The organism is Flavobacterium sp. CAU 1735 (assembly GCF_039888695.1).
GTDB lineage: Bacteria > Bacteroidota > Bacteroidia > Flavobacteriales > Flavobacteriaceae > Flavobacterium.
The window spans coordinates 388,861-410,969 of sequence record NZ_JBDQQQ010000001.1 but is presented as its reverse complement, the minus strand read 5'-3'; the positions used below and the strand labels follow the sequence as shown (position 1 = coordinate 410,969).

19 protein-coding genes and 1 tRNA gene are annotated in these 22,109 nt (G+C 39.1%); 7 read left to right on the top strand and 13 right to left on the bottom strand.

Features of this window, described 5'->3' with window-relative positions; translation table 11 throughout:
* Nucleotides 1–26: 26 nt before the first annotated feature.
* Both AAFN64_RS02075 and AAFN64_RS02070 read right to left on the bottom strand, forming a co-directional pair.
* Nucleotides 27–1,013, bottom strand: a complete 987-nt coding sequence (locus tag AAFN64_RS02075) for a hypothetical protein (RefSeq protein ID WP_347759122.1) — start codon at nt 1,011–1,013, stop codon at nt 27–29.
* A 165-nt stretch (nt 1,014–1,178) separates the two neighbouring features.
* Complete coding sequence (locus AAFN64_RS02070; RefSeq protein ID WP_347759121.1) at nt 1,179–4,019, bottom strand: AsmA family protein; 2,841 nt, start codon at nt 4,017–4,019, stop codon at nt 1,179–1,181.
* 144 nt (nt 4,020–4,163) lie between these two features.
* On the opposite strand from AAFN64_RS02070, the gene AAFN64_RS02065 reads away from it, so the two are divergent.
* The 3 genes from AAFN64_RS02065 (at nt 4,164) to AAFN64_RS02055 (ending at nt 7,316) form a co-directional block, all read left to right on the top strand.
* Nucleotides 4,164–6,308: a M3 family metallopeptidase gene (locus AAFN64_RS02065; RefSeq protein WP_347759120.1), complete on the top strand. Its 2,145-nt coding sequence runs from the start codon at nt 4,164–4,166 to the stop codon at nt 6,306–6,308.
* Between the two features lie 226 nt (nt 6,309–6,534).
* Nucleotides 6,535–6,939: a type II toxin-antitoxin system antitoxin SocA domain-containing protein gene (locus AAFN64_RS02060; RefSeq protein WP_300486306.1), complete on the top strand. Its 405-nt coding sequence runs from the start codon at nt 6,535–6,537 to the stop codon at nt 6,937–6,939.
* Between the two features lie 26 nt (nt 6,940–6,965).
* Nucleotides 6,966–7,316, top strand: coding sequence for a hypothetical protein (locus AAFN64_RS02055; protein WP_300486304.1), 351 nt, complete (start codon nt 6,966–6,968; stop codon nt 7,314–7,316).
* A 28-nt stretch (nt 7,317–7,344) separates the two neighbouring features.
* Here AAFN64_RS02055 and AAFN64_RS02050 read toward each other — a convergent pair whose 3' ends face one another.
* The 5 genes from AAFN64_RS02050 to AAFN64_RS02030 form a co-directional block, all read right to left on the bottom strand.
* A complete protein-coding gene (locus AAFN64_RS02050; RefSeq protein ID WP_300486302.1) occupies nt 7,345–7,707 on the bottom strand; it encodes a nuclear transport factor 2 family protein in 363 nt (120 codons plus the stop codon).
* 44 nt (nt 7,708–7,751) lie between these two features.
* A complete protein-coding gene (locus tag AAFN64_RS02045) occupies nt 7,752–8,639 on the bottom strand; it encodes a pseudouridine synthase (protein WP_300486300.1) in 888 nt (295 codons plus the stop codon).
* 69 nt (nt 8,640–8,708) lie between these two features.
* Nucleotides 8,709–9,629, bottom strand: a complete 921-nt coding sequence (locus AAFN64_RS02040; protein WP_300486298.1) for a geranylgeranylglycerol-phosphate geranylgeranyltransferase — start codon at nt 9,627–9,629, stop codon at nt 8,709–8,711.
* Nucleotides 9,630–9,683: 54 nt separating this feature from the next.
* Nucleotides 9,684–10,622, bottom strand: a complete 939-nt coding sequence (locus AAFN64_RS02035) for a mevalonate kinase (protein ID WP_300486296.1) — start codon at nt 10,620–10,622, stop codon at nt 9,684–9,686.
* A gap of 66 nt (nt 10,623–10,688) precedes the next feature.
* Nucleotides 10,689–11,774, bottom strand: coding sequence for a diphosphomevalonate decarboxylase (locus AAFN64_RS02030; protein ID WP_347759119.1), 1,086 nt, complete (start codon nt 11,772–11,774; stop codon nt 10,689–10,691).
* An 84-nt stretch (nt 11,775–11,858) separates the two neighbouring features.
* On the opposite strand from AAFN64_RS02030, the gene AAFN64_RS02025 reads away from it, so the two are divergent.
* The 3 genes from AAFN64_RS02025 (at nt 11,859) to AAFN64_RS02015 (ending at nt 13,870) form a co-directional block, all read left to right on the top strand.
* Nucleotides 11,859–12,332 carry a TspO/MBR family protein gene (locus tag AAFN64_RS02025; RefSeq protein ID WP_347759118.1) on the top strand — a complete coding sequence of 158 codons (474 nt, stop codon included), beginning with the start codon at nt 11,859–11,861 and terminating at the stop codon, nt 12,330–12,332.
* An 84-nt stretch (nt 12,333–12,416) separates the two neighbouring features.
* The gene (locus AAFN64_RS02020) at nt 12,417–13,331 is read left to right on the top strand and encodes an OmpA family protein (RefSeq protein WP_347759117.1); all 915 of its coding nucleotides are present in this window, start codon (nt 12,417–12,419) and stop codon (nt 13,329–13,331) included.
* Nucleotides 13,332–13,348: 17 nt separating this feature from the next.
* Complete coding sequence (locus AAFN64_RS02015) at nt 13,349–13,870, top strand: hypothetical protein (RefSeq protein ID WP_300486290.1); 522 nt, start codon at nt 13,349–13,351, stop codon at nt 13,868–13,870.
* Between the two features lie 71 nt (nt 13,871–13,941).
* Here AAFN64_RS02015 and AAFN64_RS02010 read toward each other — a convergent pair whose 3' ends face one another.
* The 5 genes from AAFN64_RS02010 to AAFN64_RS01990 all read right to left on the bottom strand — a co-directional run bounded on the left by AAFN64_RS02010 (nt 13,942) and on the right by AAFN64_RS01990 (nt 21,256).
* On the bottom strand, nt 13,942–15,132 hold the full coding sequence (locus tag AAFN64_RS02010; RefSeq protein ID WP_347759116.1) for a T9SS type A sorting domain-containing protein: 1,191 nt from the start codon (nt 15,130–15,132) through the stop codon (nt 13,942–13,944).
* A gap of 263 nt (nt 15,133–15,395) precedes the next feature.
* Complete coding sequence (locus AAFN64_RS02005) at nt 15,396–16,547, bottom strand: T9SS type A sorting domain-containing protein (protein ID WP_347759115.1); 1,152 nt, start codon at nt 16,545–16,547, stop codon at nt 15,396–15,398.
* A 182-nt stretch (nt 16,548–16,729) separates the two neighbouring features.
* Nucleotides 16,730–19,294, bottom strand: a complete 2,565-nt coding sequence (locus AAFN64_RS02000) for a LytTR family transcriptional regulator DNA-binding domain-containing protein (protein WP_347759114.1) — start codon at nt 19,292–19,294, stop codon at nt 16,730–16,732.
* Nucleotides 19,295–19,364: 70 nt separating this feature from the next.
* Nucleotides 19,365–20,579 carry an NAD(P)/FAD-dependent oxidoreductase gene (locus tag AAFN64_RS01995; protein WP_347759113.1) on the bottom strand — a complete coding sequence of 405 codons (1,215 nt, stop codon included), beginning with the start codon at nt 20,577–20,579 and terminating at the stop codon, nt 19,365–19,367.
* Nucleotides 20,576–21,256 carry a glycerophosphodiester phosphodiesterase family protein gene (locus AAFN64_RS01990; protein ID WP_347759112.1) on the bottom strand — a complete coding sequence of 227 codons (681 nt, stop codon included), beginning with the start codon at nt 21,254–21,256 and terminating at the stop codon, nt 20,576–20,578. Before AAFN64_RS01990 ends, AAFN64_RS01995 begins: the two co-directional genes overlap by 4 nt.
* 93 nt (nt 21,257–21,349) lie before the next feature.
* On the opposite strand from AAFN64_RS01990, the gene AAFN64_RS01985 reads away from it, so the two are divergent.
* On the top strand, nt 21,350–21,787 hold the full coding sequence (locus AAFN64_RS01985) for a hypothetical protein (protein ID WP_300485726.1): 438 nt from the start codon (nt 21,350–21,352) through the stop codon (nt 21,785–21,787).
* Nucleotides 21,788–21,937: 150 nt separating this feature from the next.
* Here AAFN64_RS01985 and AAFN64_RS01980 read toward each other — a convergent pair.
* Nucleotides 21,938–22,018, bottom strand: a tRNA-Leu gene (locus AAFN64_RS01980).
* Between the last annotated feature and the right edge of the window lie 91 nt (nt 22,019–22,109).

Here is a 22,109-nt window from a genome sequence, read left to right as displayed (position 1 = left end):
AAGTTTTTGTCCGGAAGATATTCTACTTATATTTTCAGGTTTTCCAGTTCCATCGACAGCGCTTTTAAATCCTGTTTCATCAGGTTGATTTGCGATTCCAGCTGATCGTACATATTGGCCCGGTTGTCCAATTCCTGAGCCGAATATTTACCGCCATTTCCAAAATACAATTCCAGTAATTGGGTTTTCTTTTTGGATTTCTCATCCGCAATCTGACCAAAATTCATCCATTTTTCTATAATCTCCCGACGGAAAGATACTTTTTCCGGTTCGCTTGGATTGCTATAATTCAGATAATACCAAACGGTAGGCGGAAAAATAGAAGAGGTCGGCCGACCTTCCCAGATATCACGCAAGGCGTTCCGGTTATGATAAAACTCAATGCTGCGTTTGTTTCGCAGAATCAGCATCCCTAAGGTTGCTTCGGTGATCCCGGTTCCCAATCCGATATAATCGCCGGTGTTCCCTTTGTTGATTAACAATCCGGAAGCAATCGCCCCGGTAGCTCCGATTACGATCGCGCCAACAGTTAACTTACTTTCGGTTTCGTCTTCTTTCCCTTTTAGAAAATCGGCAATCTGACTGGTACGTTCTTCTTCACAATCCATTTCCGACGATACCGCCGAAACTTCCAGTGACGCGATATTAATCCGCTGATTTAGTTTTTGAACGATCTCCAGTTGCGTTAACCGGTTTTCAATATTCGGGTTCTTTTTATACTGCTTTTGAATCGCGACATAATCCGACAACAAATTCAATACACCGATTGCATTGGCCACGTTCAGACTTTTAAAACTGAGCTGTGCCGCCAAAACGGTATCAACCGTGAGTGTGTGTATTGGTTTGGGCATTTCGGCAACGGTGTAATTGTATACATTTTGCTGATTACAATTACTCGTATACAATTGTGATCGCATCCGGGTAGATTGAAGTCCGGAACAGGATGTCAGTACGAACGTACTGGTTATGATCATCCAGAAAAAGAGGCTTTTTGTTACAGTTGTGTTTTCCATCGTCGTGATTTTAGAATCGATGAATACTAAATAACCTGAAATCTGTTTTCTTTTGGGAATTTTTGAATATAGGAATTAAGTTACTACTTTTTTTATTCGAAAAGATCAAAATCCACCGGATTTTAAATTCCACAAAAAAGGCCGTCTCATAAGACAGCCTTTTTATTATTCTTTCGGAGTTACCGGTGCAGGTGTTGCCGCCGGTTCCGGTTTTGGTTTTGGTTCCGAAGGTGTTGGCGGTGATGCCGGTGCCGGTGTACCTTTGTATTCGGTTTCCGGAACTTCTTCACCCGTTTTACTAAATACTTTTATTTTAGGATTGTCCTTGTTTCCTGTAATCACAACCGGAATTCCGATTAGCCCGAATGGCGGTAATCCCAAACGCATTCTCAGGTTCATCTGACCGGCAAAGTTGGTTTGCCCTTTGAATTTTAAACGGAATAAAGCCACTTTGATCAATGTTTCATCAATAGTGATCACATTATTTTTAATGTTCGAATTGATTTCTACTTCACTTAAATCCGGGTTATCAATACCATCGGATCCTGTTTTTTTACTGATAGCCGAAAACAATTTCAGTCCTTTTATTTTTACTTTTTTAACCGTTACCACACCGTCTCCTTTTAACGATGGCATAATCGGTTGCATGTTCTGATCGAGTACGCCGCGTAAACGGTAATCGACACCTATTATACCTTCGGCTTTTTCGGCCGATGTCATTAAATCGCGGAATAGTTTTACTTCGCGATAGGCGCGGTTTACGTCAAAATCTTTTGCCTGGTAACGCAGACTAAAGTTCGCTTTATCGGCACTTACATCGTCGTATACACCATCCAATGTCATCCGACTTCCGATAATCCCTACACCGGCATTACGCAACATGATTTTTCCTTTTTTGACCATTGCTTTTCCAGACATGTCATTCAGTACCAAACCGTCGTAGTCTATTTTTTTAGCATTGGCTACAACCGAAACATTCAGATTCGTAGGTACGACAACAACACCAGTTGGTTCTTTCGGTTTTGTTTTTTTCGCATTGACCTTGGAATTATTTGTTTTGACACCATCCGGATTGTAGGCCATAAATTCGTTAACATTCAGAAAATCGGACTGTAACGCGAAGTTTCCGGAAAGGACACTTTTATCGTTCAATACATAGTTGATCACATTTTGTAACTGACCATTCAAATTAAAATCCGACTGTCCATAGCCCGCTTTAAAATCGTTAAAAAACATTTTGTCGCGATCAAATCGGAACAAGCCTTCTTTGATTAGGAACGGTTTTGGGAAAAACTGCGATTTTGCCGTAATATCCCGTAACACCAAGGTTCCTTTGTTATTCATTTTACCATACTGACCCGTAGTGGCATAGCTTTGTTTTCCTTGTAAAAACAAATCGGCTTTGATATATCCTTTTAAATCAAGTCCTTCCTGACGGAATACTTTATAGACTTTTGCGACGTCAATTTCACCCTTAGCTTTGACTTTATAAGCCAGGTCTTCAAAATTCGATAAATCGGCTGCAACAAACACCGGGTTGCCTTCAAAATGAAAAGAGGCCGGCGTTACCTTTACCATCAGATCTTTATAACTACCGGTTGTATTTTTGATGCGTGCATTGATTCGGATGGAATCGATCGGGTTTGGATAATACGGCGTTTTTAATCGTCCGCCTTGTAGCGCTAAAAATCCATCGGTAACCGGAAATAGTTTTTGAGCCGCATCATAATCGCCTTTGGCCTTGATACTCGTAGTTAGCAATCCTTTGATTTCTACCTTTTCCAATCCCAAAGCACGGTTTAATTTTTCCAGATCCAATTTGGCCTTCATATCCGTGTTTACGTTGATATGTTTGGTTCCTTTGGAATACAGTTTTCCAGCCAAAAAGTCTTTTCCAACATTAAAGTGGATCGAATCCATATCGATTTCCAATAAATCCGGATTTAACGACGGCATTCGGGTATTAAATTTTAAAAAGATATTCGAAGTCGGAAACGGCGTATCTTTATAAGCGATATAACCGTCGCGGATGTTAACCGCCAATCCTAAATCGGGTTTTTTATTTTGAGAAGCGTTATAGATTCCTTTAAACGTGAACAACACATCCGTTTGCCCCTGCACTTTTGTTTTTTCCAGCCAGGTTACATAAGCCGGTGGCATTGCTGTGAACAAATCGTTTAGGTTACTATTTTGGGTTTCTACGTGAATATCGATATCGTATCCATCTTTCAGGAAGTTGAGCTTCCCGATAAATTTAACCGGAAGCTTGTTTATTTTCAGGTTATTTTGTCTAAAAACAAACGACAGGGAATTCGTATTGATCCGCGTCAATAAGTCGGCATTAACCACTTTGTTTTTCAGGTAGGTTTCCCCGTCAAAAGCGAAATCCAGCGATCCGATTCGCGCCTTAGTCGTTAGATCAAAAATAGACTTGTCCAAGTCACCTTTTCCGATATAATTAAAATCTTTGGCATCGATCGCTACTTTGGCCGAAAGGTCGTTGTATTTTAAATCGACATTTTTAATTTCGATCCGATCCAGTCGAATGGAAGCCGATTCTGTAGTATCGGCTGTTTTTGGTGCATTCGAAATATAGACATTATAATTCGCGTGTCCGTGTTCGTCCACTTTGATATTCGCCTGTCCATCGGATAAATAGATCTCGTCAATACTCACCTGATTGTCGAAAATAAGCCGCTTCAGGTTGATCCCGAAGGCCACCTCTTTTGCCGCCACTAACGTATCGTTCCGATAGGGTGCCGATCCTTTTAACGAAAATTCATCCAGCGAAACCGTTAACGACGGAAAATGCTTATAAAACGACAGATGCGTTTCTTTAAAATTCAGTTCGCCATCCAGTTTTTGATTCGCGGCTTTTTTTACCTGTTCGGCAATGGTTCCCGGAAACAGCAACGGAATCAGGAATAATAACAACAATATGCTACCGATTGTGATTCCAGTGATCTTAAGGGTCTTGAGGATTATATTTTTAGGGGAGCGCTTCATACTACAAAAGTACTATCTAATTTTCAAATTTTAACAGAATATTCCGTATTCGGCTCATAAAAATTCGTTAACAAAATGTGCCATAACCGACGGTAATCACTTTTTCTGTTATTTTTACATAACTAAATTAATCAAAATAACATCATGATTACAAAAACTGTTCTGATTCTTACAACTGTGGGAATGTCTTTACTTTCGGGGAACGATGACAAGTCCAAGCGAAACGGCGATCCAACCAATCCGCTTTTGGCCGCGTACAACACTCCTTATGAAGTTCCTCCTTTTCATTTGATTAAAAACGAACATTTTAAACCGGCTTTACTGGAAGGTATTAAAATCCACCAACAGGAAATTGACGCCATTGCCAATAATCCGGCCAAACCAACTTTCGACAATACCATTCTGGCGCTTGAAAATGCAGGGCAGCTTTTAAACCGGGTTGCGACTGTTTTTGGTAATATGAGTTCGGCCAATACCAACGACCAACTACAGGCGATCGCACAGGAAATGGCACCAATATCGTCTAAGCACAATGATAATATCAATCTGAATGAGAAATTATTCGCCCGGGTAAAAGCGGTTTGGGATGCCCGTAAAACCTTAAAATTAACTCCGGAACAATCCCGTTTACTGGAGAAAAAATACAAGGCTTTTGTACGTAGTGGCGCCAATCTGTCGGATGCTGACAAAGAAAAACTGCGTAAAATCAACGGAGACTTATCGTTATTATCGTTAAAGTTCGGTAACAACATTCTAAAAGAAAACAATGCCTACGAACTGGTGGTTGATAAAAAAACTGATCTAGCCGGTTTACCCGACGAACTGATCGTTGCCGCAGCGGCCAAAGCCAAAGCTTCCGGAAAGGACGGAAAGTGGGTATTTACACTAAGTAACTCGAGTGTAATGCCCTTCCTGCAATATGCTTCCAATCGCGAACTGCGCAAACAAATTTGGACGGCTTATCAAAACCGCGGCAACAATAATAACGAATTCGACAACAAACAAAATCTGATCCAGATGGCTAACCTTCGTGGTGAAAAAGCACGCTTACTGGGTTATAAAAACCATGCGGCCTATGTATTGGAAGAAAGTATGGCTAAAACTCCGGAAAAAGCAACCGAATTGTTAACCAAGCTTTGGAAACCGGCCCTTGAAAAAGCAAAACTAGAAACTGCCGATATCAAAAAAATGATGGTTGCCGATGGTATTTCCGGTGACGTACAACCGTATGACTGGCGTTATTATGCTGAAAAAATCCGTAAGGAACGTTATAATCTGGATGAGCAGGAAGTAAAACCGTATTTCAGCATTCAGAATGTACAACAAGGTATCTTTAAAGTAACTGAAAATCTTTATGGGTTGAAATTCGAAGAGCTAAAAGATGTTCCGAAATACCATGAAGACGTTACCGTTTGGAAAGTTATGGAAAAAGACGGGACTCAGGTGGGTACTTTATATATGGATTTCTATTCGCGTGCTTCCAAAAACGGTGGCGCCTGGATGACATCCTACCGTGCGCAACAAATGGAAAACGGAAAACGTATTCCTCCGGTAATTTCAATTGTTTGTAATTATTCCAAACCAATTGGCGACGCACCTACCCTATTAACATTTGACGAAACGACAACATTCTTCCATGAATTTGGTCATGCGTTACACGGTTTATTGTCGAACGTAAATTACCAGAGTATGGCCGGAACTGCAGTTCCAAGAGACTTCGTAGAGTTACCCTCTCAGGTTATGGAAAACTGGGCTGCCGAACCTGAAGTTTTAAAAATGTATGCCAAACATTACCAAACCGGAGCTGTAATTCCCGATGCACTGATTGAAAAATTACAAAAATCCGGTACTTTCGACCAGGGATTTGCCACTATAGAATACCTGGCTGCTTCGTTACTGGATATGGAATACCATACGCAAACCGGAGCCATTACACAGGACGCTACTGCATTTGAAGCCAATTCCATGAAGAAAATCGGATTGATCAATTCTATTATTCCACGTTACAGAAGTACATATTTTAACCATGTTTTCGCCGGTGGTTATTCGGCCGGTTACTATAGCTATATCTGGTCCGGTGTTTTGGATACCGACGCGTTTGAAGCCTTTAAAAGCACTTCGCTATTCAATCAGGAAAAAGCCAAAGCCTTCCGTAAATACATCCTTGAAAAAGGAGGAACAGAAGATCCAATGATCCTTTATAAAAAATTCCGTGGCGAGGAACCCAATATCACACCGCTACTCAACAAACGCGGTTTGAACAATGGTAACAAACTATTGAAAAACTAAACGAAAAGAGGTTGTCTATTTAAGACAACCTCTTTTTTATATCAATCCATACTTATTAATTTTTGAGGTCTTGTGAGGTAAAACGGAAGTCAAATTGATTAATAATGCTATAGCCCTAAGCATAAATCGTACCTTAGTTATCTAACTTATATAAGCCATGTACAGTCCAAAACAAATAGCCAACTACTTCCTAGCCAACTATAGCGATGGCAAAAACATAACTCCCATGAAACTAATCAAACTGGTCTACATCGCTCATGGCTGGTATCTCGGAATTACAGACAACGCCCTAATAGACGAAAACCCGGAAGCTTGGAAATATGGCCCGGTAATTCCCAGCCTTTACCATCGCTACAAAAGATATGGAAACGCTCCAATCGAAAAATACAACGGAACCCCCACCTTAGGTAACAAGGAAGATGAAAACTTTCTCGACAAAATATGGGAAGTCTACGGTCAATACAACGGTATCGAACTAAGTGCCAAAACCCATCAGGAAGACTCTCCCTGGTCGTGCGTATGGAATACGATAAAAAACAATGATTACTTTTCTTTGCAAATACCCGATACCTATATAAAAGAACACTATAAATACCTTTTAAAACAAAATCAGAAAAAACAACTTGGATAAATATGCCGTCTGATTTAAAAAATAATTTGAATTACATCGTTTCGGAATCAAACGACACCGATGATAAATCAAAAAAAGAAGAAGAAACATTTAAGAATCAGAAAAACTATCTCAAATACACTTGTAATGCTTTAAAAAACAAAAGGTATTCGATTAACACCAACCTTCGGATATACTTAGCAATTTGGTCTTCATTAATTGTAAGCTACTGGTTATGGAAAGTTGGTTCGATTTTGACAGCCAATAATAACAGCTACTGTTTATCCGACAACGTCTTAACCATTCTTTTAGGAACTACAACCCTAAATGTATTAGGCATCGTAGCCATTGCCATGTATGATATATTCAATGGGAAATCTGAAGACCGCATAAAATAAAAGTCCCGCCAATGACGGGACTTTTATTTTATCCGTGGTATACACGCGAAGCGATTATTTTTCCATTTTTCACATCGAGTACTTCGGCAACCAACATATCGTCTTCTCCTTCTACCTGACGAATATACTCCATAAAGATACGATCGGAATTAGCCGTTAACGATGTCACTTTATAATGCAAACTTGGCAAACGGTTAAACGCATCCTGCCACCAGGCACGCATAGCCTCTTTTCCCACAACCAATCCTTTTGTTTCCGGTTGGTGGATTTTTAATTTCGGGCTAAAATGCTGCGCTTCCTCATCATAAAGCGATAATAATTTGTCAAGTTGTTTGGTATTGAACGCTTCAAACCAACGAAAAGCAATCGATTGTAATGTTTCTGGTGTCATTAGTACGGTAAAAAAATCCCGAAGCAAGCTTCAGGATTGTGGATTTATATATTTTTAAGGTTTATAATTTCCTGATCGGTCAGAAAACGCCAGTTTCCACGAGGCAAATTTTTCTTGGTCAGTCCGGCAAAAACAACACGGTCTACTTTAATCACATCATATTCCAGATGCTCGAAAATAGAACGTACAACTTTTACATTAGACGTTTTCATCTTTAAGCCGATTTCACTTTTCGGTTCGTTTTCGATATACGAAATCTCCTCTACATACACTCTAAAATTGTCGATCGTAAGTCCTTTTTGGATTTTTTCAAGATCTTCGAACTTCAAGTTACGATCCAGCGTTACCTGGTATACTTTTGACGAACGCTGGTTTGGTGCCGTAAATTTACGTACCATATCCGAATCGTTTGTAAACAATAACAATCCGGTTGTACTTTTATCCATACGTCCAACTGCCTGTAATTTTGCTTTGGTCGCATTGCGTACCAAATCCAATACATTTGTTGTATTTCCGTCGCCATCGCCAGCCGTCGTAAATCCTTTTGGCTTGTTTAGCAGGATGTATTCTTTTTTCTCCGGTGTAATCACCGTACCGTCAAAGTTAACCACATCACCCGGTTTTACCTTATATCCCATTTCGGTAATCGCCTCTCCATTCACTTTTACATTCCCCGATTGGATATAAATATCAGCGTCTCTACGAGAGCAAACACCGGAATTAGAAATATATTTATTCAGACGGATATCATCCGAAGCTGCTGTTTTAGGCGCTTTCGGCTTTTTTTCAAAGTCCGGTTTCGGTTTTGAGAAATTACTTTTTCTATCGTCTTTTTTAAAATTCGGTTTCCCTGCCGCATTTGATTTCTTTGGTCCAAAACCCGGTTTGCCGTTGGAAGAACCTCTTTTATTATTTCCTTTTCCGTTATTCATTTCGCTAAAAAATTTTTGCAAAGATACTATTTATCTCTTTGTGTGTTAAAAAAGTATTTTGAAAGATTGTTATAGTCCGGCCAGTAGTTTTTTTCCGTTTACCAAAACCGCAGGTTCAATTAGTACAATACAGAAAACGCCGGCTACAATAAGCGTTTTCAAGATGATATGCAACTGAACATATTCTTCCCGGGTTTCCGATTTCCATAATAACCGGATAAAGTACATCAAGATGATCAATGCTATATAAAAGTAAATATCCATATAGCCTACATCGTATTTTTCGACCAGGATAAACACCGGAATAACCGTTGCTATCGTTAAAGCCGTTATCATTTTTTTGGATACGTTTGTTCCGAAACGAACCGGAATGGTCTGATAATCGGATGCCAAATCCCCTTTGATATTTTCCAGATCTTTGATCATTTCACGAATCAGGATCAATAGAAAAAGAAATCCCGCATGGGCAAAAATTACGTGGTAAAAGTTTTTAAAATACAGCAATATTCCGAAAAACGGCATTACCGCAAGGACTGCCGCCGTCAGATTTCCGACAATCGGGTATTTTTTAAGTTTATGCGAATAAAACCAGATCAGAAAAATATAGGCTGCAAAAAAGAAAGCCGCCCGCCAGGATATGATATATGCCAGACCTGTTGCGAGAAAATTTAGTCCGAAGTAAACTTTTAACTTGGTTTGCTGACTTACCAATCGATCCAACATCGATTTATTCGGACGATTGATCAGGTCTTTCTGTGCATCGTAAAAATTATTGATAATATATCCGGAAGCAATCGTTAGCGTCGATACAAACACCAGAATAAACAAACGCCAATCCAGAATCACATCCAATGCGCGTTCATCTTTGGCCAGAATAAAGATCGACGACAGGTATTGCGCCAATACAATAATCGGAATATTATACCCGCGTACCACAGAAAACAAACTGAGGATCTTCATCAAAGTCAATTTGGATTTACGGGTAAGCATGGTTTAGGCTATTAATTTATCGTCCGCGGAATTTTCCGACCGAAAAGTTATAAATTAGAATTGATAAACGACCTCTAACTTATAATCTTTTAAGGATTCTTTAGCTTTTTCCAGATTTTGAGTAAATCCAAGTATGTAGCCACCGCCACCGGAGCCACATAATTTCAGGTAATAATCGTTGGTATCGATCCCTTTTTGCCATACCTGGTGGAATTGCTCCGGAATCATCGGTTTAAAGTTGTTCAGCACTACTTTCGATAATTTTTTGGTATTGGAAAATAAGGATTTCACATCGCCGTGCAGGAAGTTTTCCACACAGGCATCGGTATATTTTACGAATTGTGTTTTTAGCATTTTACGGAAACCCTGATCTTTTAGGTTTTCCATAAAGATATTCACCATCGGTGCGGTTTCGCCTACAATTCCGGAGTCGATCAGGAATACCGCTCCTTTACCTTCGGTACTTTGTGACGGAATACCGGTTGGTTCGATATGATCTTTGGAATTGATCAATATAGGCAGGCTCAGATAGCTGTTAAGCGGATCCAATCCGGAGCTTTTTCCGTGGAAAAAGGATTCCATCTGGGCAAAGATATTTTTTAACTGTAGTAATTTTTCACGCGTCAGGTTTTCCAGTACAGTAATTTTGTGATTGGCATATTTATCATAAATAGCCGCCACTAAAGCACCGCTACTTCCCACTCCGTATCCTTGCGGAATACTGGAATCGAAATACATACCCTGAGCTACATCGGCATTTAAGGCTTCCATATTAAAGGTAACCAATTCCGGGTTTTCTTCCTGAAGATCTTCCAGATAGGCTGTAAAACGTTGTAAAGCCGCATTTGATTTTATCGATTCCGAAGTTGGGTTTTCGGCTATTTTTAAGGCTCCGTTATAAAAATTATACGGGATGGATAACCCCTTGGAATCTTTGATAATACCATACTCTCCGAAGAGTAAAATTTTCGAGTAAAAAAGTGGTCCTTTCATATACGTATTTCCTGCTTTAGAAACGGTTTACCGCTAAATCTAGTATAAAGGTAGTGAAAAAAAGTTTTAATTGATCTTTTCGCTTCCTTTTCCAATTTCGTCACAAATGTACTGACTGTTTTGACAATAGCCAACTAATTCCTGCTGAATAAATGCCAATACTTTTTCTTTGACTGATTCCGGATATAAGACGTGTACGTTTGCTCCGGCATCGAGTGTAAAACACACCGGTGTTCCGGTTTCATTTCTGTATTTCCAGATGTGGTTGATAATTTCCAGCGTATTGGGTTTCATCAGGATATAATACGGCATGGAAGTGAGCATCATGGCGTGTAACGTGAGCGCCTCACTTTCTACGATTTTAATAAAGTTATCCACATCACCTGTCTCCAGGATATTTTTGATTTGCGACAGATTAACATGTGCCTGCTCAAATCGCTTTTCGGCATACGGATGATTGTGCATCAAATCGTGTCCAACCGTACTCGATACTTGTTTTTCACCTTTGTCTACCAACAATATCGTATCCTGATAGTTTTCAAAATTCTTATGAACCGTTCCCGGAAATTCCACTCCAAACAAATCGGAACTCCCTTCAATTTCTTTATGCATCCCCCAAACCACGACATTCCCTTTTACGCTTCGGCAGGCACTTCCCGATCCCAAACGCGCCAGAAATGACGCTTTACTATAAAAATAGGCCTCTTCCATTTGTGAATGTAAGGTCTTTTCCAGACTCATGATATTCATCGCTAATGCCGCCATTCCAGAAGCCGACGAAGCAATACCCGAACTATGCGGAAAGGTATTTAAGGTATCAATAACAAAATGGTAGTTTTTCAGATACGGACAATACGTCTCAATTCGCTCGAAAAACTTCTGAATTTTCGGTCTAAAGGATTCTTTTTCTTTCCCTTCAAATAACAGATCAAACGAAAAATCGGTAGTGGATTCTTTTTTAGAAAAAGACATTTTTGTGATGGTTTTACAATTATTAAGCGTAAAACTCACCGACGGATTGGCCGGAATCTGGTGTTCTTTTTTCCCCCAGTATTTTACCAGAGCGATATTACTGGGCGCACTCCATTCGAAACTCCCGTTTTTCACACCATCCAACGTTCCGTTGTAAACAAAATCTTTTTCTAAAAACATATCCTTAAAAATTTACGCAAAGATACTTTTTTTGAAATAGCGATCAATTGGAAAAAATTGCCGGAATTCGCTTATTTTTGGAGTATGAAAAACATCACCCGTATATTAATGATCGTGGTAACCTGTCTGGTGGTAGGTTATTTTTCCGGAATTGTAACCCGCGGCAGTATTGAAACCTGGTATCCTACTTTGGTAAAACCATCGTTTAATCCGCCCAACTGGTTGTTTCCTCCGGTATGGACCACGCTTTATATTTTAATGGGAATTGCCGCCGGACTGGTTTGGAATCGTATCGATTTTGAACGCGATGCTGTTAAAAGAGCCTTATTGTTCTTTGCCATTCAATTGGGATTAAATGCCTTGTGGTCGTATTTGTTTTTCGGACTCCACAATACTTTATTAGCCTTGGTCGAATTGGTATTATTATGGCTGATCATCTATGAAACCTATCTTTCTTTTAAAAAGATCAACAAAATAGCCGGCTACCTGTTACTTCCTTATCTCGCCTGGGTTACTTTTGCAGGCGTGTTAAACGCAAGCATATGGCAACTTAATTAACATTACACTGTATTTTTTAACTAAAAACAAATAAATAAAAGACTTTTTTGGTTAAATTTGAGAATATAATCAAATTTGATCGATATGTCAAAAAAAGCTACTTACCTTCTTGGTATACTGGCAACCCTAATTATCGGTTGTTTTTTATACCATCAATTTTGTTGCGTCCCCTGTGGCACTGCCTGTCTTAAAAAAGACAAGACAGTTATTCTCAGCCCGGACAGTACCGCACTCCATCCGACCTATCCGTTTGCCCTGAACAGCAACGATTTTCATTTTACCACACAGAACAATTTTAATTTTTTAAAGAACGATTTTAAAAAATTACTACCTATTGACGATTCGATCACGCTCGGCACCAATTCGTTAAAGGCTTTTTTCGAAAAGAATACAGCTACCTTAAAGATCACCGGTTTTACCCGTAAAGACGAAATCAATAATTCCATTTTCCCAAATCTGGGTTATGCGCGGGCTAATGATGTCAAAAATTATTTTATTGCTCAGGGAATTCCTTCCGCTAAAATTGAAATCAATGGTGTTACTAGTGATGATATAATGGTTCAGAACGAAACACTTCTCGGACCGGTTACTTTCGACCTCATCAAACCTACTTCCGAAACCAAGCCGGAAACAGACTGGCAAGCTATTAAAACACAATTAAATTCCGATCCGCTGACACTCTATTTTGACACCGGTCAAACGCAGATCGCCCTGACCGAAACCGACCGTCAGAAAATAGCGAATATGATTCATTATATCGATCATGTGGAAAATGCGAAACTGGATGTCGTCGGTTATACAGACAATGTCGGCAATCGCGAAACCAATATCCATATAGGGCAACAACGTGCTGATTTTGCTAAAAATTACCTTATCCAAAATGGCGTCGCTCCGGATAAAATCAACAGCAATTCCAAAGGCCCGGACAATCCGTTGCAAAGCAATGCAACCAAAGAAGGACAGGCCAAAAACAGACGTACCGTAATCACGATTCACTAATCTAACACCATCCACATATGAATGCACCATGTATACTCATCCCAGCCATAACAGGTCTAATCTGTGCGTTATTAGGTTATTTACTTGGTAAATCATCCGCAACGGGTAATCAGAATTCCAAACAATTACAAATTGACCTGGATAATTGCCGGTCTAAATCCGCAACACTTGCAGCCGAACTGGATGCCCTGAAACGTCAGGGTTCCTCTTTAGGATTTGCCGCCACCCCTATAATTGAACCTTTTAATGCCGAGTTGGCCGCTTCGGTACTGGGTAAAAAAATTACCGAAAACGATCTGAAAATCATCGAAGGTGTCGGACCTAAAATCGAAGAATTATTTAACACTTCGGGGATATTTTCCTGGAAAGCATTATCGGAAACTTCGGTAGACCGTTGTAATGAGATTCTGCATAAGGCCGGCGAACGTTTTGCCATGCATAATCCGACAACATGGCCGCGACAAGCCCGAATGGCGTACGAAGGAAAATGGCAGGAATTAAAAGAATGGCAGGACAAACTCGACGGCGGACGCGAATAAACACAAATCTGTAAAAAAATAAAGCCTGTCGGAATCATATTCCGACAGGCTTTTTATGTGTTATATTCTTATTATTCTTTTATAATTTTATGTCTTTCCACGCCTTTTTCCGTTGTGATTTCAATAACGTACAATCCCTGTTTAAGATTACTAAGATCCAATTGCTGAAGATCGCTACCTTTTTTGTTTTGCTCCATTTTTACGATGGTATTACTTAAATCATATATAGTATAACCGGACACTTTTTCTTTGGTAGTAATATTTACGACGTCTTTTACCGGATTCGGGAACAACTTCATTCCGGCTGTATTTTCTTCACTAAGGAATTGATCCATAACATCCGAATCGGCTATTTCTATTACCGATGCCATTCTACAATTCGGATCTACCCGAACCAGAGCTGTTTTACAATTCCATTCCGGTTCGCCCACACAAACACTTATACGATAATAACGGTCCTGTCCTGCAAAATTCGCCGGACTCTGAATGGTTCCTCCTTTTAAGATTGCCAATGCCGGATTCGATTGTACCTGAGTAGGTGTAGGTGCCGTAAAATAATTAGGACTCAAAAGCATTGTACTTTGTACCGGGATACCATTTGGAGCCTGACCAGGAAACCATCCGCCCCATTCTAAATTTCCGGTTCTATCCCACCAACGGTTACATTCGGATACTCCTAAGAAATAATCCGACTCATTAGCCGTAATAGCAGCATCCAAATTTAATACCGATGCACAAATACTCATCGGTGATCCATCAGCCGGAACAGTCATTCCGTTTATTGTAAAATCCGGAACTGCTTTCTTTTTCACCACAACAGTACCGATACTGGTATATTTTTCTTCATTGGCCATAGTAGCACAAGTCGTTCCTGCGTTACCCGTTGGATTAAAAACCACCTTAACGCGGTATTCGTATTTTGTCCCGTGTACCTGATGAATCATACAGGTTCCGGAATAAGAACTTACTACTCCCGGATTAGGAAATAACGAATCGGGCGTTACACTTCCCCAAAGACTGGTACCGGTTGTCATATCTCTACGCTCTAAAGCTAACGAATAGGTACCGGAGCACAATGTATTGGAATAGGACGAAACGGTAATTCGAACTTCATAATAAGCCGGATAAACTGTACTGTTTGGATATACCGTTATCGATGTACCCAATGCCGGATAAAATTGCATGTTGGCCGTTAAAGCCGCAAACAGATTTGTACTCATAAAGAGTAAAAATGCACAAAGAAGTAATGTTGTTTTTTTCATAAAATGTTTTTAAAGTTATTCAAGCAAAAATGCTTTTTAAAGTTTAAAAAGTATTACTTAAATCGCATTTTGTGATGAATTACATATAAAATAGTGACGTAATTTGACTTTTGTGATATAAAAACACAAATCCCACTTTTTGAAACATTCTTTTTCAATAATAAATAATCCTTTTTTTACAAAACAGAAAAACCTGTCAGGCATTTTACATCCTGACAGGTTTGCGATAAAAACGACAAGCTCTAAATCGTTTTTAACGTTATTTAGTTTTTCACTACTTTTTCTACAAACACACCTTCGTTGGTTTCGATCTCTACAAAATAGATACCTGGTTTTAAATGACTCAGATTGATCGACTGTTCTCCTTTTCCGTTGCGGAAAGCTCTGGATTCGTATACAAATCCGCTTGGATCAATCACTTTAGCACTACGGATCTCTTTACCATCGGCAGGTGCGATATTCAGATCGCTGTTGGTTGGGTTTGGATATACATTATATTTTTTACTGTCGGCCGTATCAAGCGACATGTTTTGTGTAGCCTTTTGCACGAATACCGGATCCTGAGGTTGTGGCTCCGCTAAATTCAAACAATTTCTAAATCCTTTTTTCCAGCTATAATCCGTCCATCCGATTTCACCGCTATTAACAACATATATAATTGAAGCTCCCGATGTACTTGTTGTTTTATAAACCAATTGAATCGTATACGTAGTATTAGCCGCACAATTATAAAAATTGGCTGCAGCGATTGTAGCCGTAGCCGCTCCGGAACCATGCAACAAGGTTACCTTATAATCGGCGGTAGGACATGTATTTAAAGGGTTTGTTACTCTCAGATAAAGTTTACCCGCATTAGCATAGTTACCCGTAACATTAAATCCAATAAAACCACTGTATTGCGGCGGATTTGTATTTGGCGTGTATTTACAGAAAGGTGCAAAATTCAAATTAACCGCTGGTGCTGTTTCTTTAGTCACAACAATCCTGATATTGTACGTTCCTTTGTGTATGCTCGGTAAATCAACTGCACTATTTCGACACCATGCGTTCACCGTATAGTAGCTTGTTCCTACAGGCTTTGGCCCGGGAATTGTTACTGTGTTACTATTGGTTGTTGAGTTTACATAACCATTAGCATTTGTTACGATTAACTCTTTAAAATAAGTCGCGCCACAAGTATACGGCACATTAGTTGTTCCCTGTGTAACGGTAAACGTCCCTGTTAATTCGTTGGCAAAATACGGTATGGTTACATTGTACGTATACGTAGCCGGACTTCCTGCTGATGTAACATTTACACTAAGTGCATTGGTTCCCCCAATTGATAGCGTTTGTGCGTTGGCCGAGAAGGTCGTTAATACAAACATACAGCACATTAATGCCCCGGATTTTACATTAAAAATAATTTTTTTCATGTTTTAGGTTTTTAAAGTTGATACCACAAAACTATTGGCATCAAACACAAAAAACACCAGTAAAATCGCGATTTGTGACGAATACTATCCCAAATAGTGACGAAATCAATATTCTATATTTTTCTATTTTACAAACCCTATTTTTTTTGGGATGACATTTTTATCCGTCATAAAGCTCTTTATTAAAAAACGATTTTATCCAGTTCTTCGAGATAGGTTTCTCCAACCGGAATTTCCTGTTTTTTGATAAATACCGTTTTTTTGGTTTTCTGCTCCACCTTGTCAATTCGTATGATATACGAACGATGCACTCTTAAAAACTCCAACGGATCGGGTACTTTACTGATAAAATCACCTATTTTACATCGCATGACATATACTTTTTCTTCGGTAACAATATCCATATAGTTTCCGGAGGATTTGACATATAAAATGGTATTGGTTGGTATCCGTATTTCCTTGCCTTGTTCTTTAAAAACAAAATACTTTTCTTTCTTTTTGATCTTCCGCACCCATAATCGCAATAGTTCCCGGATAATATCTTTATTATAGGTTAGCACCCGAATCCTGAAAAACAGATAGATCAATGCTGTTAATCCTGCTATTACTATAATAATAAACCACCAGGTTGTCCAGAAAGGATTCCGAACCGTAATAGGCAAACGAACCATCTCATCCGAAAAAAGACGGTTGTCTTCCAAAACCTGTACCTGTAATTCATAATGTCCCGGCGGAATAAATTCGTAGGCAATTTTGCGATCGCTGGTATAATTCCAATTCTCATGCAGTCCTTTTAATTTGTACCGATATACCTGTTCTTTTCTACCATAGGCAACCGATTCAATCCAAAAATCGAGCTGGTTTTTATCGTACGACAATGCCAATTGTTTTGTTGGCGTGTCCAAAACGGTGTTATTAACCGCTATCGAACTTAATCGCAGAAAGTATTTTCTCTTGTCAAAAATTGCTTCAAAATTGTTTTTTGCGATACTACACAAACCATTAGCGGTAGCCACATATATGGTATCGTTTACAATTTCGACATCACGGATCTGGTTTTCCGACAAACCATCAGATGCTGTAATATAGCGCACCTTAAATGTACCATCTTTATCAAATGTAATCCTGTTGAGTCCATAGTTGGTACAAGCCCAAATGGTATTTTTATCTTCTATATATACTTCCGTCACCAAATCGTCCGACAATCCTTTTGATTTGTCAATATACATTGTCTTACCCGTATGCGGATTGTAAACCACCACTCCGACACCCAAACTGGCGAGATAAAAAACTTTTCGTTCCGGTTCATAATCCATGTCATCAAATCGGTAATTGAGTAGCCGATTATTTATCGCAACGTATTTTTTTCCACCCTTACTCACTTTGATCCCTTTCATCGAAGCGCAATAATAATTCCCGTCATGTTCCGAAACATCATGTATTCGGAACATTAAAGTGTCTACTTTACGAACCTGTACATCTTCAATTACATTCAAGAGGCCAAAGCGCGAGATAATCGGTACCGGCGTATCATCCGATGCTTTTAAAACGCCTCCGGTACAAATCATTTTTTTTCCCGTGTCCGTATAAAGTGTCTCATCCACCATATAATAGGTACATTTTTCAGCTTTATAATATTGTACAATTGCCGGTTTATTTGTCAATCCGCGATGTAACAATACCAGTACTCCTTTTTTGTTTCTTTTATAGACATCGCCATTATAGCAACCTATAAACAGTTCTCCATCCTCATTACGGGTTAAGGAATGTACATACGTTCCTTTTAGTATATTCTTTGCTATTTTTTCTTCCTGTTCGTAAAAAACACCTCCATCAACTGTTGAAAACCATCGCGAATTGAAATTATCTTTAAAAACTCTTGAGACGGAATGACCATTAAGACCTCTTTTTACAACAGTTCCGTTTGTATCGTATACAAATATTCCCTTCCCTCTGTAACTGATCCAGAAATGATCAGCGTCATATTCGCCACTTTCCAGCGGTTCGGATTTTTCACCCGAAATAAGAAATGGATTTTTATTTTTTGGGTAAATCCACACCGATCTTTCCGAGTATACGACCTTAACATCCTTAAAACTGAAAAATCTTTTTACGGATTCTTTTATCCCGACATACGGTGGAAACGCTGATTTTTGTTCTGAAAAATATTCGATTCCCTGTTTTTTATTAATTTTTTGATAGTGAAAATACCGCGGTTCTTCCGTTGGAAGTTTGATTTTTGAGATACACGTAAGAGTGCCTTTCTGATCGATTTTAAGATAAAAACCGGAAGCCATAAAAAAATGTAAGGCGTTTTGAGCATCAACAGCTAAAGAAATGATTAAAGATCCGGATAGTTTTTTTTCTTTTAAATAATTCTCAATAACGTTATTGTACCGATAGGGTATAAATTTTTCGGATCCGTTTTTAAAATAAAACAGTTTGCCATTAAAGGTTGTACACCATACCTGGCCGTTTTCCTGAGGAAAAAAATCGAAGACCGTAATATCGGTTAATCCGTCTTTGAGTTCGAACTTTTTAAATTTTGATCCATTGTAATTGGCCAATCCCCGATCGGTCGCAAACCACATGACGCCATTTTTATCCTGAAAAATATCGTAGACCTCATTACTGGGCAGTCCATTTTTCTGTTTAAAGTTTTTTAAAGTGACATTTTGCGCCATTACAATACTGTAAGGCAATAGAAATACTAACAGGATTAACCTGCAAACGGGTTTTAGGGGCATAAATCTTTATTCTAACACATCTTATGTGTTAAAAATAAAAATAATTCTCACAATTTTGATTATTAAAATGTCAATTTGAGAAGTTTTTAGCCACAAGAAATCCGCCAGTCCAGGCATTTTGAAAATTAAACCCTCCAGTAATCGCATCTATATCCAGAATTTCACCTGCAAAATACAAATCGGGCAGGATTTTACTTTCCATCGTTTTAAAATTAATCTCTTTTAAATCGACTCCTCCGGCGGTTACAAATTCTTCTTTAAAGGTGCTTTTCCCGTTTACATGATACTGACCGTTTACCAATTGTTCGGTAAGATTATCCAGTTGCTTACGGGACAAATCGGCCCATTTGGTTGCTTCCGTAATTCCGGAAGCCAATACAAGACTTTCCCATAAACGGTTCGGGAAATCAAATGGTGATTTTTTTGTAATTAGCTTTTTAGCGTGTTCAATTTTGAGTTCACGAAGTAGTTCAGCCGTTTCTTCAAAATCGAGATCATTTAACCAGTTTACCTGTAGAACAAACTGGTAATTTTTAGCAAATAATTCGCGGGCGCCCCAGGCTGAAAGTCGTAAGATTCCGGGACCACTCATTCCCCAATGTGTGATCAATAAAGGACCGGAAGCCTGTAACCTACTGCCTTTTACTTTGACAGTCGCCTGAGCCGAAACTCCCATCAAATCCTTAATTCTGGGATCCTTAATATTAAAAGTAAAAAGAGACGGTACCGGTGGCACAATGGAATGCCCTAAGATTTCCATCATTTCCCACATTTTTGGATTGCTACCCGTTGCCATTACTATTTTTGACGCTTTAAACGTGTCGCGTGTCGTTTCGACTTTCCAATAGTCTTCCCCTCGAAAAAGCGATTGTACACTTTGTCCAGTCAATACATCAATTCCCAGTTTTTTCACAGCCTGTTGAAAACAGTCGATTATGGTTTGCGAACTATCGGTTACCGGAAACATTCTTCCATCGTCTTCGATTTTCAGTTCCACCCCATGGCGTTCGAACCACTCGATCGTATCGCCCGAACAAAACTGATGAAAAGGTCCTTTTAGTTCTTTTTCACCTCTTGGATAAAATTTAACCAGTTCATTCGGAATAAAGCAGGCATGCGTTACATTACAGCGCCCGCCGCCGGAAACACGAACTTTAGAAAGCACGTCTTTACCACGCTCGAGAATGGCAATTTTTAGTTTCGAATTGTTTTCGGCAATGTTGATAGCCGTAAAAAATCCGGCCGCACCACCACCTATAATGATAACATCGTAGTTTGCATTCATAATCTATTCGGATAATCGGAAATGACACCGTTAACACCCAATGCTTTTACGCGTCGGATATCATCTTCTTCATTAACAGTCCAGGTAAAAATCGCATATCCTTTTGCTTGTGCTTCCTTACAGTTGTCTTCGGTTAGCAATGAAAAATGCGGGTGAATCGCCTGGGCCGACAATTGTTCTGCCCAATGAATCGCTTGTTCTACACTGGCCTGCGTGAGTATTCCAATTGGAATTTCAGGGTTTATTTTTTTTATTCTTTTTAATTCTTCTTTCTGGAAACTGGAAACTACAAAATCCTTATAGCGCCAACCTTTTTCGGTCACATAGTGTTGTATTAATTCGGCGACAGGTTCGGCTGTTCCATGTCCTTTTAATTCTACATTAACCCAACATTTTCCAGCTACTAAATCCAATACTTCTTCCAATAAAGGAATTGTGTACAATGCTTCAACCTTTAGCTTTTTTAATTCCGAAAGGGATAGCTGATGTACTTCTCCGAAACCGTTTGTTGTTCGGTCGACCGTAAAATCATGGATTACCACAATTTCGCCGGTGGCACAAATATGCACATCCAATTCGATCGCATTGGCACCCAAATCCAGTGCTTTGCTAAACGATTCCAACGTATTTTCTGCCAGAAAACCTTTAGCACCTCTATGCCCTATTTTATGAATCATATCCGGTTCCGATTAGATTTAATCCTGCAAAGATATAATAGAATTGCCTTTTAACCCGTTACTTTTATAGTATGAACCTTTGATTTTGATTTTATGAGAACGATTGTCCTATTTCTTTTTACCTTATTATTTACGATGTGCAGCACTTCTAATGTACAATATCGCGACGATTTCCGTTCGGTTTCCGAGAGTCAGAAAAAGCAATTCTTGTCCGATATGAATGCCAATGGTGAAAACTTTTCGGTTCTTATTCTGACAAAAGGCTTTAAAGGTGAGCTGGTGACCATCTCAAACGAAAAGAAAACCCTTTATAAAGGTACCACGATCACCAATCTGGGAAATGGAATTGCACATTCGCTGCGAATCGACAATACATTCGCTACTACAATTACCGATAAAATGAGCAATAAAGAAGTGATTATCGAGCCTAAAAAAGCAAAGCAATACAAATTTATTTATGTGATGAAAGACAATGCCGAAACCAAAAATCCGTATAAAATTACCTACAGTAATACGTTACGACCGATGTAAAGGATTACAGCTATTTATCACAGCTCGAAACGGAGTCGAATAAAAAGCAAAGTAAGAAATGCTTAACGCACATATTTTCAACAGACATCACCTATCAAGGTACTAGTTTTTTTGCATAAAAAAAAGCCTCTGATTTCTCAGAGGCTTTTGTGCGGGTGATAGGACTCGAACCTACACACCGAAGGCACCAGATCCTAAGTCTGGCGTGTCTACCAATTTCACCACACCCGCAGGACAACTTCGTAAAGCGTAATTGCTTTGTTATTGTGGGTGCAAATATACGCATTACTTCTTACCATCCAAGAAAAAAATGAAAAAAATT

Excerpts from the sequence above, each read along its gene's own strand:
- AAFN64_RS02065 (WP_347759120.1), top strand. The coding sequence starts at position 4,164 with ATGATTACAAAAACTGTTCTGATTCTTACAACTGTGGGAATGTCTTTA.
- AAFN64_RS02020 (WP_347759117.1), top strand. The coding sequence starts at position 12,417 with ATGTCAAAAAAAGCTACTTACCTTCTTGGTATACTGGCAACCCTAATT.
- AAFN64_RS02005 (WP_347759115.1), bottom strand. The coding sequence starts at position 16,547 with ATGAAAAAAATTATTTTTAATGTAAAATCCGGGGCATTAATGTGCTGT.
- AAFN64_RS02045 (WP_300486300.1), bottom strand. The coding sequence starts at position 8,639 with ATGAATAACGGAAAAGGAAATAATAAAAGAGGTTCTTCCAACGGCAAA.
- AAFN64_RS02075 (WP_347759122.1), bottom strand. The coding sequence starts at position 1,013 with ATGGAAAACACAACTGTAACAAAAAGCCTCTTTTTCTGGATGATCATA.
- AAFN64_RS02010 (WP_347759116.1), bottom strand. The coding sequence starts at position 15,132 with ATGAAAAAAACAACATTACTTCTTTGTGCATTTTTACTCTTTATGAGT.
- AAFN64_RS02060 (WP_300486306.1), top strand. The coding sequence starts at position 6,535 with ATGAAACTAATCAAACTGGTCTACATCGCTCATGGCTGGTATCTCGGA.
- AAFN64_RS01985 (WP_300485726.1), top strand. The coding sequence starts at position 21,350 with ATGAGAACGATTGTCCTATTTCTTTTTACCTTATTATTTACGATGTGC.
- AAFN64_RS02040 (WP_300486298.1), bottom strand. The coding sequence starts at position 9,629 with ATGCTTACCCGTAAATCCAAATTGACTTTGATGAAGATCCTCAGTTTG.
- AAFN64_RS02050 (WP_300486302.1), bottom strand. The coding sequence starts at position 7,707 with ATGACACCAGAAACATTACAATCGATTGCTTTTCGTTGGTTTGAAGCG.
- AAFN64_RS02070 (WP_347759121.1), bottom strand. The coding sequence starts at position 4,019 with ATGAAGCGCTCCCCTAAAAATATAATCCTCAAGACCCTTAAGATCACT.
- AAFN64_RS02035 (WP_300486296.1), bottom strand. The coding sequence starts at position 10,622 with ATGAAAGGACCACTTTTTTACTCGAAAATTTTACTCTTCGGAGAGTAT.
- AAFN64_RS02015 (WP_300486290.1), top strand. The coding sequence starts at position 13,349 with ATGAATGCACCATGTATACTCATCCCAGCCATAACAGGTCTAATCTGT.
- AAFN64_RS02025 (WP_347759118.1), top strand. The coding sequence starts at position 11,859 with ATGAAAAACATCACCCGTATATTAATGATCGTGGTAACCTGTCTGGTG.
- AAFN64_RS02030 (WP_347759119.1), bottom strand. The coding sequence starts at position 11,774 with ATGTTTTTAGAAAAAGATTTTGTTTACAACGGAACGTTGGATGGTGTG.
- AAFN64_RS01995 (WP_347759113.1), bottom strand. The coding sequence starts at position 20,579 with ATGAATGCAAACTACGATGTTATCATTATAGGTGGTGGTGCGGCCGGA.
- AAFN64_RS02000 (WP_347759114.1), bottom strand. The coding sequence starts at position 19,294 with ATGCCCCTAAAACCCGTTTGCAGGTTAATCCTGTTAGTATTTCTATTG.
- AAFN64_RS01990 (WP_347759112.1), bottom strand. The coding sequence starts at position 21,256 with ATGATTCATAAAATAGGGCATAGAGGTGCTAAAGGTTTTCTGGCAGAA.